This window comes from Marinobacter sp. M5B (assembly GCF_042604615.1).
GTDB classification, from domain to species: domain Bacteria; phylum Pseudomonadota; class Gammaproteobacteria; order Pseudomonadales; family Oleiphilaceae; genus Marinobacter; species Marinobacter salarius.
Genome location: NZ_CP156894.1, coordinates 4,311,669 through 4,324,285, shown reverse-complemented (window position 1 = coordinate 4,324,285; position 12,617 = coordinate 4,311,669). Strand labels below are relative to the sequence as shown.

Here is a 12,617-nt window from a genome sequence, read left to right as displayed (position 1 = left end):
AATGAGACACGGTGATATTTCCAGCAGTAACGACACCGTCGGTGTGGCGGTGGTGAACTACAAGATGCCCCGGTTGCATACCAAAGCCGAGGTATTGGACAACGCCCGCCAGATTGCCAACATGATCAAGGGTATGAAAGTGGGCCTGCCCGGCATGGACCTCGTGGTGTTTCCGGAATACAGCACCATGGGCATCATGTACGACAATGACGAGATGATGGAAACGGCTGCCACGATTCCCGGCGACGAAACCGCCATCTTCTCTGCCGCCTGCCGTGAGGCCAATACCTGGGGTATCTTCTCACTAACCGGCGAACGGCATGAGGAGCACCCCAGTAAGGCACCCTATAACACCCTGATTCTCATCAACAATGAAGGTGAGATCGTCCAGAAATACCGCAAATGTATTCCCTGGTGCCCGATTGAAGGCTGGTATCCGGGGGACACCACTTACGTCAGCGAAGGCCCCAAGGGTATGAAGATCAGCCTGATCATCTGCGATGACGGCAACTACCCGGAAATATGGCGGGACTGTGCAATGAAAGGTGCCGAGCTGATCGTTCGCTGCCAGGGCTATATGTATCCGGCCAAGGAGCAGCAGGTGATGATGTCCAAGAGCATGGCGTGGGCCAACAACTGTTATGTGGCCGTGGCAAACGCCTCCGGTTTTGATGGGGTGTATTCCTACTTCGGCCACTCCGCCATTATCGGCTTTGATGGCCGCACTCTCGGAGAGTGTGGCGAGGAAGATATGGGAATTCAGTATGCCCAGCTTTCGATCAGTCAGATCCGCGACGCACGCCAGAATGACCAGTCACAAAACCACCTGTTCAAACTGCTGCACCGGGGCTACACCGGTGTTCACAACTCCGGCGATGGCGACAAAGGCGTAGCCGACTGCCCGTTCGAGTTCTATCGCACCTGGGTGATGGACGCTCAAAAGGCACAGGAAAACGTTGAAGCAATGACTCGCAAAACCGTGGGCACCGCTGAATGTCCGGTGGGTGAGCTGCCATTCGACGGTAAAGAAAAATCTGCAGGCGCTTAATGCCGGGAGTTGCTGATGCCGTTTATCAACGAACGGCTGGAAGCCAACCGGGAATCCATAAAACAGAACCGGGCTGCCTCAGGCCCGGTTCGTGCTTCCCGGTTTCGCTTTGAGCCAGATGTCGTCATGTCCCGCCTGCGGGAGAACATCGTTGGCCAGGACGATGCCCTGACAGCCATGGAATCCATGCTGGTGCGAGTGAAAGCCGACATCGGCGAAGAAAACCGTCCGCTCGCGGTGCATCTGTTCCTTGGGCCCACTGGTGTGGGGAAAACCGAAACCGTGCGGCTGATTGCAGAAGCCATTCATGGCAGCCGGGATGGCCTGTGCCGCATCGATATGAACACCTTGGCTCAGGAGCACTATACCGCCGCACTTACCGGCGCGCCGCCGGGCTACGTGGGCAGTAAGGAAGGCCACAGCCTGTTTGATCTGGACAAAGTACAGGGCTCGTTCAGCAAGCCCGGCATTGTGTTGTTTGATGAAATCGAGAAAGCCAGCCGGGAAGTCGTCCGCGCCCTGTTGAACGTTCTGGACACCGGCCGGCTGATGTTTCCCTCCGGTAACCGGGAAGTCGATTTCAGCAACACTCTGATATTCATGACCAGTAATGCCGGAGCTCTGGATGCTGAGGCGCACCAACAGCGTTATCAGAAAGGTTGGCGCCGCTGGCTCAGGTTGTCGGCCGGTGAGGGTGGGTACTTGCGCGATGTCGCTCTGCGTCGGCATTTCGACCCTGAATTCCTGAACCGTATTGATCAGATCCTTACCTTCAACAGCCTTGCTGATAACTGGCTCGAAGCACTGTTGGACATCGAGTTGGTGGGGCTCAACCGGCGGCTGGGCAAAAAACATGCAGTGCTGTCACTGTCAACTAAGCTTAGGAGCGAACTGTGCTGTGGCTACGATGCCCGTTATGGAGCCCGGGAGATGTTGCGGGCTTTTCGCCAGCGTCTGGAGCCCGCTGTAGCCAGAGCACTGTTGGCGCATCCTGACTGTCAGCGGTTTGAGGCCGATGCGCAGAATGGGGCGGTCACCGTGCACCAATACGTCGAATGACGTAGGTGTGGGGGGCATTTCGCGAATACCTCCGGGGCGCGGGATCTCGGATAGTAAAACCGTTACCTAATTGTACAAGCCAACACCAAGGAGCGCCCGTTATGGCTGAAACCATTATCAAGATTGATCTGAACAAGTCGGCTTACGAGAACGACAAAATCCACAACCGCTGGCACCCGGATATTCCGCTGGTGGCCACCGTTAAACCCGGTGACGACTTCATCGTGGAATGCTATGACTGGACCGGTGGCCAGATCAAAAATGACGACAGCGCAGACGATGTGCGCGATGTAGACCTCAGCCAGGTGCACTTCCTGTCTGGCCCGATCGGGGTGGAAGGCGCCGAGCCGGGTGACCTGCTGGAAGTGGATATTCTCGACATCGGCACCTTTGAAGAAAGCCAGTGGGGGTTCAACGGCTTCTTCTCCAAGCAGAACGGCGGAGGCTTCCTGACCGAACACTTTCCGGACGCCCAGAAGAGCATCTGGAATTTCAATGGAATGTTCACCAAATCGCGCCATATTCCCAACGTGGAATTTGCCGGCCTGATTCACCCGGGGCTGATAGGTTGCCTGCCCTCTAAAGACCTGCTGGATACCTGGAACAAACGTGAAGCAGGACTGGTAGCGACAGACCCGGAGCGGGTGCCGGAACTGGCCACCTTGCCCAACGGCGATACCGCCCACATGGGCCAGCTGAAAGGAGACGCCGCCAAAGCGGCCGGCGCTGAGGGCGCTCGCACCGTACCGCCCCGGGAACATGGTGGTAACTGCGATATCAAAGATCTTTCCCGCGGCTCCAAGGTTTACTTCCCGGTCTACGTGGATGGTGCGGGCCTGTCGGTTGGCGACCTGCACTTCAGCCAGGGCGATGGTGAAATCACCTTCTGTGGTGCCATCGAAATGGCTGGATGGATTCACCTGCGGGTGAACCTGATCAAGGATGGCGTTAAGAAATACGGCATCAGGAACCCGGTGTTCAAACCCAGCCCGATCAAACCCCGTTACGACGATTACGTGATCTTTGAAGGGATCTCGGTTGATGAAGACGGTGGCCAGCATTACCTGGACGTGCATGTGGCCTATCGCCAGGCCTGCCTGAATGCCATCGAATACATGACCAAGTTCGGCTACACCAAGGCCCAGGCCTACGCGATTCTTGGTTGCGCACCGGTAGAGGGCCACATCAGTGGCGTGGTGGATATTCCAAACGCCTGCGCCACGCTTTGGCTGCCCACAGGTATCTTTGATTTTGACATCAACCCATCCGCAGAGGGACCGAAGAAAATGACCAGTGGCGGAATGGACGTACCTCTGTCGAAAGACAAGGAGTAGTCACCATGCCCGTATATGACTACAAATGCCGGGAACACGGCTTGTTCAACACCCTGGCGACGATAGAAGACAGCGCAAAACCGGTGGCATGCCCCACTTGCCAGGTGCTTTCGCCACGAGTGATTGTGCTGCCCCCGGAAATCGCAAACATGGACCCAGCCAGGCGCGCGGCCCAGGACCGAAACGAAAAGTCCCGCCACGAACCGGTGTTCTCCACCGCCGATCGCCGGGAGCAGGACCCTGAGCACAGCCGCAGCTGCGGCTGTGGCTCGCCAAAACCCGGAAAGTCGATGCTGTTCTACACCGCGGACGGGAAGAAAATGTTCCCCTCCATGCGGCCCTGGATGATCAGCCACTAAGGCTGTAGCAAACCGAAAGTCACTGTCACGTGTTTGCCCCCACTTCGGGGGCTTTTTTCGAGCGAACGACCGTACCGATATCGCCTAACGGATTATCCAGGAGCTTGTTATACAAAATGACCAGGGAATTCAGGGCCTGGCTTTTTGTGTAGCTGCCGCAAAATTGCGATTCACCGCTAGCCAAGCCAGAAACTCAATAACATCCCGAGGACCCATGTCCCTGGGATGTTTCATGTTCTGGAAGCGAATGAAATAGCGGATCCAGTACCAGTACGTCTTTTCAGTCCGGATGCTGTAATGATCCACCCGAATGAGCGTACGGACCTGGTCACGCAGGCGGGGCTGCTTTCCTTGCATTCGAGAGGCTCCTTGCCAAAACGAACCGTATATTTAAACAGTGTTTTTGGTGGCGTATATCTCAGATCTCTAATGATTACATGGCATGGTGTATGTAGTGGGCTAAACGGTTGATTTATAAGTTTCTGCAATCACTGAGACGTCGATCTAACTGCTGTTAGGCCCTTATGAATCGAAACTTCGAAATAGTAGACGGAATCTACCTCGTGCAAGAAAGTCACGAGCTTGATTTGCATAATAATTTTGACTTCAAGGACTTAGATTACTCCGTGGAGGAGCGTTCGCTTGTATTACACTGGCAACGATCGAATGGGGGTTGGGTGAGCTTCGATACGCCCAAGGCATTAACCATCGAGTTCAGAGGAGTTAGCGAATTTCGATTTATGCCGCGAGATTCTGAAGCTCCCTTTACTGAAGACGATTGCATCAACTCCTTTGGATACTGGGTAGACGAGGATTGGGCGGAAGGTGTCATTATGGTTGAGCCCAAGCAAAAGGCTGAGCCTCAATGGCTTACAGCAATTGGTTTTATGTTTGGTGCAATTCTGGCTGTCCAGGCGGAGAGTGCCGATGCCAACGTCTTGGCCTAACAAGGCCTATTCCTACAACATTGCTCATTCGGTAACCTCCTTTTCCTACTTTTCACTGCATGAAGGAAACACGAATGCTTATAGACCTCGGGTCGATCGAAGCAAAGCACGTCCACCCCATCCTGACCCAGACCGTAGTTCCGCGTCCAGTGGCGTGGGTGTTGTCGCAGAACCCGGGGGATGACTACAATCTGGCGCCTTATTCGTTCTTTACTGTGGTTACCGGTAAGCCTCCAATTCTGATGGTGTCTGTGGGCAAAAAGCCCAGCGATGGCAGCTTCAAGGACACCAGGGTGAACATCGAAGCCCGCAAGCAGTTTGTGGTTCACATTGGGAGCCGCAGCCAGGCTCAGGCCATGACGGAGTCGTCCCGCCATCTGGACCACGGCCAGTCTGAACTGGACCGACTGGATATGAAGTTGGTGCAGGAAGAAGGCTGGCCGATGCCCCGGGTCGAGGGGTGCCTGGTGGCGTTTTACTGCGAGTTGCGAGAGGTCATTGAAATGGGTGACACGCCGCAGTCGCTGGTGTTTGGCAATATCAAGAAGGTGTTTGTGGACGATCAGGTTGCCAGCATTAACGATCAGGGGCGTTACGTTATTGATGCCAAAGGCATCGACCCTATTTCGCGGCTGGGTGGCAGCGAGTACGGCACCCTGGGCGATATTCTCAACGTGCCGCGCCCGGACTGAGGCAGACTGCAACAGGCTCAAACGAGCTGACAGAACTGACCGAAACGGCGCCGAATTCATCGCATGGGGCCAATTTCGGCGTTTTCCCTCCTGGGCTATTCTCATCCTGTTGGCGTGTGATCCGCGCTGAAATGTTGATAAAACAACGGCAGATGCCGACAGGGTGGTTATGAGCGAACAACATGTAGACGTACTGATTGTCGGCTCCGGCGTTTCCGGCATTGGCATGGCCTGTCACCTCAAACGAGAGTGCCCGGGTAAGTCTTTCACCATCATTGAGCGCCGTGAGTCCCTTGGAGGCACCTGGGATCTGTTCCGCTACCCGGGTATCCGTTCCGATTCCGACATGTACACCTTTGGCTACAACTTCCGCCCCTGGACCGGGGGCAAGGTGTTGGCGGATGGCCCGTCGATCAAGCAGTACGTTCACGATACCGCCAGGGAAAACAACGTTGAACAGCATATTCAGTATGGCCTGGCGGTTGTTTCCGCTGAGTGGTCAGGCGCAGACAAGTGCTGGACACTGACGGCCCGCAAGGAAGCCACCGGCGAAACCGCTACCTTTACCGCCAGCTTTCTGGTGGGCTGTACAGGGTATTACAACTACGATGCCGGCTATAAGCCTGACTTCCCTGGCGAGGCCGATTTTGGCGGCCAGATTGTGCATCCGCAGCACTGGCCTGAGGACCTGGACTATACCGGCAAACGTGTGGTGGTGATTGGCAGTGGTGCCACGGCCATCACCCTGGTGCCAACGATGGCGGAGGAAACCGCTCACATAACCATGTTGCAGCGTTCGCCCACCTATCTGATGCCGCTGCCATCCCGGGACGCCGTGGCGCTGGGCCTTCAGAAGGTTCTGCCCGCCAATGTCGCCTATCGGCTGACCCGTGCCCGTAACGTCAGCATTGCACGGCTGCTGTTCAATCGTTCCCGCAAGAACCCCAAGGCCATGCGGCGGTTGTTCCTGGCCATGGTACGCCGGCAACTGGATGGCAAGGTCGATATGCGCCATTTCTCACCCAGCTACAACCCCTGGGATCAGCGCCTGTGTGTGGTGAAGGACGGTGATCTGTTTGAGTCTATCAAGGCGGGCAAGGCGTCGGTGGAGACGGACCATATCGAACGCTTTACCAAAAACGGTATTCTGCTGAAATCCGGCAAGGAACTGGAGGCCGACATCATCATTCCGGCGACTGGGCTGGATATCCAGATGCTGGGTGGCATGGACCTGGTGGTGGATGGTCATCCGGTCACGCTGCGGGACAAGGTGATCTACAAGAACGTAATGGTGGAGGGCGTACCCAACGCCGGCATGATTTTCGGGTACACCAACATCTCCTGGACCCTGAAAGCCGATATCGCGGCTGAATACCTGTGCCGCCTGTTCAATCATATGGACAGCAAGGGGCAGAGCGTCTGTATACCCCGTGACACCGGCGACAGTCGCGCCGGAGACACCATGATGGGCGGCCTGGATTCCGGTTATATCCGCCGGGCTGACGACAAGTTGCCAAGGCAGGGAACCCATGGCCCCTGGAAGGTCAGCCAGAACTATCTGGAGGATGTGAAAACCCTCAGGTTTGAGCCTATCGAGGATGGTTACCTGGAGTTCGATGGTCGCCGGCCGGTTCAGCAATCCAAACCGAAACGCGGTTTCATGAGGCCGTTGCGTTCAGCGCTGTTTGGCTCTTGAAGGTGTGACACAGCTCGATCATTGATGAATGCAACTACAAATCTGCCGCAAAATATGGCAGTCTCATTGCCCGTTTTTGAACAGGCAATGATGTATGTCCGGCCGTAAGAATAAGAAGAATATGCCGTTGTGGCATCCGGTTCTCTGGCCTTCGTGGCTTCTGGTCTTCACGCTTTATCTGCTTGCCCTGCTGCCAATGTCGGCCAAACAGCGTTTTGGCCGGCGGCTGGGCTGTTTTCTGGAAGGCAAGCTGACGTCACGGGCCAAGGTGGCCAATACCAATATTGCGACCTGTTTTCCGGAGCTTGATGACGCCGCTCGTGAGCGATTGGTGCGGGATAACTTTGTGGCCTGTACCCGTGGTTTCCTGGAAAGTATTCACGCCTGGTGGCGGGATATGTCGGGCTTTTGCGAGGGCGCTGAGGTTCAGGGGCTGGAGCACCTGCGAGAAGCCCAGGCCAGAGGTAAAGGTGTGCTGTTAATCGGCGGGCACTACAGTATTTTCGACTTTGCGCTTCCTCTGATTGCCTGTCACCTGAAGAAACCGGGGTATATGTACCGCCCCAACAATAATCCGGTGATTGACCGGATGATTGAAAACGGTCGCCGGCGTCACTTCGGTATCCGCCCGTTCACCAAGCGTGAGTTGAGGCCGTTGGTGTCGTTCCTCAAAAAAGGCGGGGAAGTCTGGTTTGCCTGCGATCAGGACTTTGGCAAGAAAACCGAGCTGTTTGTGCCGTTTTTTGGCACCGAGGCCGGGTGTATTACCTCACCCAGCTACATTGCTCGAGTGTCCGGTGCCTCAGTCATCTGTGTGAGCCATCTGCGGATGCCTGATGGTCGTTACCGGGTGATATTCTCGCCAATCCAGGAGGGATTTGGTGTCTGCAAACAGAGTGATACGGAAACCTGGAGTCGCTACATCGAAGACACCGTTCGTGAACAGCCAGACCAGTACCTATGGCTGCACAAGCGCTTCAAAACCCGGCCCGAGGGGTGTGCCAAGGTCTATTGATGCCTCGGGCTGTTTTCAGGATTACTCGCGGCCCAGGTAGCGCCGGACAATGTCCTTCCAGCCTGATGATGCCGTGACCTCAAGAATCTGCTCGGACACCGGCCCACGCAATGGACTTTCGGACGGCAGGGCCAACCCATAGAGTTGCTGCTGGAAAATACCGGGCAGCAGGGTCAACCTCTTGTCCCCCAGTTGCAGGTTGCGGTATTGCAGCAGGGCCCTGTCGTAGACCACGGCATCGGTTTCACCATTGGCGACTGAGAGCATGGCGCTGGTCAGGTCTGGATAGAGTTGGTGCCGAATGCGCTGATCTTGCAGATACTGCTCGCTGGCGGTGTTAGCGATGGTGGCTACGTTGGCGCGGTTGAGGTCGTCGGGGCCCTGAATCTGATATTGCAGGTTGCTGACGGTGAGCGATGAGGTAATCGCTGCGGTAAAACTCGCCACCATGATCAACCCGGCAAACATCCACACTAACGCAACCATTCGGCCCGCCAGCGACACCGGAGCCTTGTCACCATAACCAACAGTGGTCATTGTCACAGCCGCCCACCAGAAGCTCGCTCCTATTCCCTGTACCGCGGTGCCACCAAACTGCTCCGGATTGCGCCGACGCTCAAACAGCCACAGCACAAATCCCACAGCCAGAAGCAAGCCACCCAGGGCGATAACCACGCTCATAAATTGCCAACTGATCAGCGCGCGAAGGCTGGCGAGGAGCCCCTGCTCCGGCGCCGGAGGTACGGCGATGGACAGGCCTGTCTGGTAGAAGGGGTGGGTGAAGTCGAATGCCGCTTCCCGTTCGGCGGTCATGGTGAGAGCTCCCACCGCCACGTCGACTTGTCCGCTTTCGACCTGCGTCAGTAGATCACTGAAGGAGAGAGGAACGAATGTGTATTCCCGGTTCAGGCCATCGGCAACCTGGCGCCACAGATCGATACTGATGCCTTCCCATTCGCCGCTGTCGGTTTCCATGACAAAGGGCGGGACAGTGGTGATGCCGACTTTGATCGGCTCCGGTTGCCCCGCCGCCTGACTGGTAAACAGCAGCAGGAGGGGCAGGGCAAGCCGTGAGATCCATCGTTTCATGGGTAAGTCCGTGTTGTCAGGAAGTTAGTCAAACGCTGAGCTGATCACATCACGGTAGTTCCGGATGCGCTGTACATAGTGTACCGGTTCGTAGCCACGGGCGTAGCCGTAGCGGGTACTCGGGTAGTAGCGCTTGTCGGCTTTCAGCGGCAGGACTTCTTTCATATCGTCCCAGGAGTCAGGGTTTTTGCCCAGCTCGCGCGCAAGCTGGCGGGCATCCAACAGGTGACCACGGCCAATGTTGTAACTGGCCAGGGCAAGGAAGGTGCGGTCTGGCTCAGGAATGGTTTCGGGTAACCGGCGATGGCGATCCGCCAGGTAGCGGGCACCGCCATCAATGGCCGCCACGGGGTCCAGACGGTCCATTACGCCAAGGGATTCGGCGGTGTTCCGGGTCAGCATCATGATGCCGCGAACGCCGGTGGGTGACACTGCGGCCGGGTCCCAGTGGGACTCCTGATAGGACAGCGCCGCCAGCAAGTCAGCCGGCATGCCGGTTGTGGTTTCTGCTTCGGCGAAGCGGTCAATAAAGTCGGGAAGCCGCTCATCTATCCGGCGGTTGAGGGCGCGCAGGTCGACGAAATCGAATTCGCCGATGTACGCGTAATAGCGGCTCTCGATATAGCCGATGGCTTCGTCACCGTCGGTGCTGTTCATCCATTCCCGGGTGGATCCCGCCAGATCGTCGGAACCGGCTGGCAGGTACCAGCCCAGGTTATTGCCCTGGGTGAGGTTCATGGCCACTTCCAGGTGGGGGAAGTGGCGGCGCATGACCTGAACGATGTTGGAGTCAGCGACGGTGCAGTCGATGTCCTGCTCAGCGACTTCAGAAAGCAGAACTTCGGTCGTTCTGCCGTCATCTTCGGTGAACGTGATACCTTTGTGTACGCCGGCGAGCTTGTTCAGCGTTTCCACGTAGCTGGAATCGGCGGTGACCGCAATGCTGACCTCAGGCATGCTTTCCGGTTTTCTGGGCATGGGTCGCATGTCGCGATGACACACCAGTTGCTCGGTGATTTCGGTGTGTGCGGGCCCGCGTGTGAACCGTTCTGTCCGTGATGGCAGGTGGGTCAGCCCGGCGGCAGCCAAGTGTGTGTTGCCAGCCTCCAGCGCCTGCAAGACCTCGGCGGTTGAATCGTGCATGGTCCAGTTGACGGTCCAGCCTTTGCTCTCGGCGAAGCGTGACACCAGGCTGAACTCTGGGCCAATGGGGTTCTGGTGGCGGTCGAGATAGTAGGTGGTGGCGCCGTTGCGAGTTGCCACCTCCAGTACGCCGGTCTCTTGCGGCGGCGCGAGTTGTTCGGCCGGTTTATGGGTGGATGCGGTTTCAGATTCGCCCTGGCTACAACCAGCCATGATGGCAATGAGCGGAAGCAGGGCTCCCTTCAGCGCATGAGTCATAAAGACCTCGTTTTTTGGATTTATAAAATTATAAGGGTTTCTACGTACTCTGTGTGGAAACGTATCACTTTGATTTTGAGCGGCCTGTGCAGGCCGGAGTTAACTGGCCTATGCTGGAGTGGTTCGAAATTCCAAGGAGATGCGTAATGAAAGTCTGGACCAGAATCCCGATCCTTGCAGCTTTGCTGATTCTGCCACTGGCCGCGATCGGTGCCGATGGGGCTGATGGAATGGTAACGACGCAAAGTAATTACAGCGTTGCGATGACGGCGGACAAGCTGGTCTCGACCCTTAAAAGCAAGGGTATGACGGTGATGAACCGCATTAACCACACGGAGGGTGCCAGCAAGGCGGGGCTGGAACTACGCCCAACCGAGGTGGTGATTTTTGGCAACCCGAAGGTAGGGACGCCCCTGATGCAATGTGCCCAGAGTGTGGCGATTGATTTGCCGCAGAAAGCGCTGATCTGGGAAGACAGTGAGGGAACGGTCTGGTTAGGCTATAACGACCCGGAGTATCTGAAACAGCGTCACGATATTGAAGGCTGTGATCAGATCATCAAAAAGATAGAGGGAGCACTGGCCGGTTTCGCAGAAGCGGCAACGGAATAACGTTTACTGATGCCCGGCAGTCACGTGTGCACGTGGGTTGGTATCAGAATCCGACGGCCAGGCTGGCGGTGACGGTGTGGCGATCGTAGCTGTAGCGATCGATATTGCTGTTGTTGTCGATACGGTCCAGATCCAGACTGAGAGATGTTCGACGAGAGAAACGATACGTGGTGCCAACGGACAGTGTATGACGCTTGTCTTCACGACGTATCGTTTGTCGGCCCTCGGGAACAATCAGTTGGTGTGGCGTACGATAGTAACTGAAGCGAAAGCCCGCCCCGGCTTCAACACTCAGTTGGTCAGTCAGGTCGTACTCAATGCCTGCATCAAGGCCATGTCGCTCGGGCGACACACTGAAGAACTCCTCTCCGGTATCCAGATTGTCCCGGTCATTGTAGTCAGCCCGGTATTTGAGTTCCGCTGTCCAGTTCCCGGGCCGGAGACGGTAATGGGCATCAAGCCGGTACATCTGGCCCCGATAGGCATCGAATCCAGGTAACGGAAAAATCTGGGTGGCCTCTGCTCTAACCAGGCATCGCGCGCCGGGGCCTGGGCAGTCGAGGGTGGTTATGCCGGTCATCAGGCGAGCGCGACGTTCCCTTGATCGCCGATCCCGCCATATATAGTCGCCGCCAAGGCCTACGCTGATCACTCCCGGTGCGGTTTTCTGAACCCATTTTGCACCCGCCTGAATCACCTGCAGGTCAAACGTGTGCTCGGAAGGGTACTGACGCGAATAGAACTTGATGTCCGAACGCAGTCCCGCCGAAGAGTCGCCATAGAGGTAATAGGAGGCAGCCGCCAGAGTTTCCATAAAGCCGCTGTCGAGCTTTCGGGGGGCGGTATCCGGGAACAGCGCAACGTTGTCTTCATAGCCACCCCCGATGGAAACCAGGCCAGCCCAACGTTTTCTGGGTGAGGCAGCATGCATCGTTGGATCGAGGCGTTCAAGTTGACGGGTGGCGAGCGATATCAGGTTGTCGTCAGGATCGGACGCAAGCACGTTCTGGAACGCTTTTGTTGCGGCGTCCTGATTTTCACGGGCCAGGGCGGTCAACCCGATGTTGTAGTAGGCAAGCGCTTTCTGACGGGTGGGGATAAGGGTCCGGAAGGTTTGCTCCGCCTCCTCGTAAAGCCCGAGTTTGTAATAGACAACGCCCAGGTTGTAATTGAGTGAGCGGGAGCTCAACCCCTTCGAGACGGCGGACTCAAGTAAGCGGCGAGCTTCATCCAGGTCACCGGCGTTAAACGCCTGGATACCCGCACGGAAGAGCGTCTTAGCCTCGGTCGTATGCTCCTGAGCATGGGCGGTTGACAGCGCGAGACACAACACCAGTGCGATGGTCAGAAGACGGCGCAAATACTC

The 12,617-nt window shown here is 56.6% G+C and carries 13 protein-coding genes; 9 read left to right on the top strand and 4 right to left on the bottom strand.

Features of this window, described 5'->3' with window-relative positions; genetic code table 11:
- Position 1: 1 nt before the first annotated feature.
- The 4 genes from AAGD24_RS19660 to AAGD24_RS19645 all read left to right on the top strand — a co-directional run bounded on the left by AAGD24_RS19660 (position 2) and on the right by AAGD24_RS19645 (position 3,800).
- Positions 2 to 1,048, top strand: coding sequence for an aliphatic amidase (locus AAGD24_RS19660; protein WP_273622690.1), 1,047 nt, complete (start codon positions 2 to 4; stop codon positions 1,046 to 1,048).
- Positions 1,049 to 1,063: 15 nt separating this feature from the next.
- Positions 1,064 to 2,107 carry an AAA family ATPase gene (locus AAGD24_RS19655; RefSeq protein ID WP_379866104.1) on the top strand — a complete coding sequence of 348 codons (1,044 nt, stop codon included), beginning with the start codon at positions 1,064 to 1,066 and terminating at the stop codon, positions 2,105 to 2,107.
- Between the two features lie 101 nt (positions 2,108 to 2,208).
- Positions 2,209 to 3,441: a formamidase gene (gene fmdA, locus AAGD24_RS19650; protein ID WP_379866102.1), complete on the top strand. Its 1,233-nt coding sequence runs from the start codon at positions 2,209 to 2,211 to the stop codon at positions 3,439 to 3,441.
- Positions 3,442 to 3,446: 5 nt separating this feature from the next.
- A complete protein-coding gene (locus AAGD24_RS19645) occupies positions 3,447 to 3,800 on the top strand; it encodes an FmdB family zinc ribbon protein (RefSeq protein WP_379866100.1) in 354 nt (117 codons plus the stop codon).
- 129 nt (positions 3,801 to 3,929) lie between these two features.
- Here AAGD24_RS19645 and AAGD24_RS19640 read toward each other — a convergent pair whose 3' ends face one another.
- Positions 3,930 to 4,157 (bottom strand): site-specific integrase, encoded by a 228-nt coding sequence (locus tag AAGD24_RS19640; protein WP_256713522.1) that lies wholly within the window; start codon positions 4,155 to 4,157, stop codon positions 3,930 to 3,932.
- A gap of 206 nt (positions 4,158 to 4,363) precedes the next feature.
- Here AAGD24_RS19640 and AAGD24_RS19635 point away from each other — a divergent pair, with 206 nt between their 5' ends.
- The 4 genes from AAGD24_RS19635 to AAGD24_RS19620 all read left to right on the top strand — a co-directional run bounded on the left by AAGD24_RS19635 (position 4,364) and on the right by AAGD24_RS19620 (position 8,150).
- Complete coding sequence (locus tag AAGD24_RS19635) at positions 4,364 to 4,747, top strand: hypothetical protein (protein ID WP_143743778.1); 384 nt, start codon at positions 4,364 to 4,366, stop codon at positions 4,745 to 4,747.
- A 74-nt stretch (positions 4,748 to 4,821) separates the two neighbouring features.
- Entirely contained in the window at positions 4,822 to 5,439 is a 618-nt protein-coding gene (locus AAGD24_RS19630) for a flavin reductase family protein (RefSeq protein WP_075194629.1), read from the top strand.
- A gap of 169 nt (positions 5,440 to 5,608) precedes the next feature.
- The gene (locus tag AAGD24_RS19625) at positions 5,609 to 7,135 is read left to right on the top strand and encodes a flavin-containing monooxygenase (RefSeq protein WP_379866097.1); all 1,527 of its coding nucleotides are present in this window, start codon (positions 5,609 to 5,611) and stop codon (positions 7,133 to 7,135) included.
- 94 nt (positions 7,136 to 7,229) lie between these two features.
- Complete coding sequence (locus AAGD24_RS19620; RefSeq protein ID WP_036211605.1) at positions 7,230 to 8,150, top strand: lysophospholipid acyltransferase family protein; 921 nt, start codon at positions 7,230 to 7,232, stop codon at positions 8,148 to 8,150.
- Positions 8,151 to 8,171: 21 nt separating this feature from the next.
- Here the strand turns inward: AAGD24_RS19620 and AAGD24_RS19615 are convergent, their stop codons facing one another.
- Both AAGD24_RS19615 and mltF read right to left on the bottom strand, forming a co-directional pair.
- A complete protein-coding gene (locus AAGD24_RS19615; RefSeq protein WP_379866095.1) occupies positions 8,172 to 9,239 on the bottom strand; it encodes a transporter substrate-binding domain-containing protein in 1,068 nt (355 codons plus the stop codon).
- A 24-nt stretch (positions 9,240 to 9,263) separates the two neighbouring features.
- Positions 9,264 to 10,640, bottom strand: a complete 1,377-nt coding sequence (gene mltF, locus AAGD24_RS19610; protein WP_379866093.1) for a membrane-bound lytic murein transglycosylase MltF — start codon at positions 10,638 to 10,640, stop codon at positions 9,264 to 9,266.
- Between the two features lie 146 nt (positions 10,641 to 10,786).
- On the opposite strand from mltF, the gene AAGD24_RS19605 reads away from it, so the two are divergent.
- Complete coding sequence (locus AAGD24_RS19605; RefSeq protein ID WP_041332914.1) at positions 10,787 to 11,251, top strand: DUF302 domain-containing protein; 465 nt, start codon at positions 10,787 to 10,789, stop codon at positions 11,249 to 11,251.
- Positions 11,252 to 11,294: 43 nt separating this feature from the next.
- Here the strand turns inward: AAGD24_RS19605 and AAGD24_RS19600 are convergent, their stop codons facing one another.
- A complete protein-coding gene (locus tag AAGD24_RS19600) occupies positions 11,295 to 12,611 on the bottom strand; it encodes a tetratricopeptide repeat protein (RefSeq protein WP_379866092.1) in 1,317 nt (438 codons plus the stop codon).
- Positions 12,612 to 12,617: the final 6 nt, after the last annotated feature.

Excerpts from the sequence above, each read along its gene's own strand:
- AAGD24_RS19660 (WP_273622690.1), top strand. The coding sequence starts at position 2 with ATGAGACACGGTGATATTTCCAGCAGTAACGACACCGTCGGTGTGGCG.
- AAGD24_RS19655 (WP_379866104.1), top strand. The coding sequence starts at position 1,064 with ATGCCGTTTATCAACGAACGGCTGGAAGCCAACCGGGAATCCATAAAA.
- fmdA (WP_379866102.1), top strand. The coding sequence starts at position 2,209 with ATGGCTGAAACCATTATCAAGATTGATCTGAACAAGTCGGCTTACGAG.
- AAGD24_RS19645 (WP_379866100.1), top strand. The coding sequence starts at position 3,447 with ATGCCCGTATATGACTACAAATGCCGGGAACACGGCTTGTTCAACACC.
- AAGD24_RS19640 (WP_256713522.1), bottom strand. The coding sequence starts at position 4,157 with ATGCAAGGAAAGCAGCCCCGCCTGCGTGACCAGGTCCGTACGCTCATT.
- AAGD24_RS19630 (WP_075194629.1), top strand. The coding sequence starts at position 4,822 with ATGCTTATAGACCTCGGGTCGATCGAAGCAAAGCACGTCCACCCCATC.
- AAGD24_RS19625 (WP_379866097.1), top strand. The coding sequence starts at position 5,609 with ATGAGCGAACAACATGTAGACGTACTGATTGTCGGCTCCGGCGTTTCC.
- AAGD24_RS19620 (WP_036211605.1), top strand. The coding sequence starts at position 7,230 with ATGTCCGGCCGTAAGAATAAGAAGAATATGCCGTTGTGGCATCCGGTT.
- AAGD24_RS19615 (WP_379866095.1), bottom strand. The coding sequence starts at position 9,239 with ATGAAACGATGGATCTCACGGCTTGCCCTGCCCCTCCTGCTGCTGTTT.
- mltF (WP_379866093.1), bottom strand. The coding sequence starts at position 10,640 with ATGACTCATGCGCTGAAGGGAGCCCTGCTTCCGCTCATTGCCATCATG.
- AAGD24_RS19605 (WP_041332914.1), top strand. The coding sequence starts at position 10,787 with ATGAAAGTCTGGACCAGAATCCCGATCCTTGCAGCTTTGCTGATTCTG.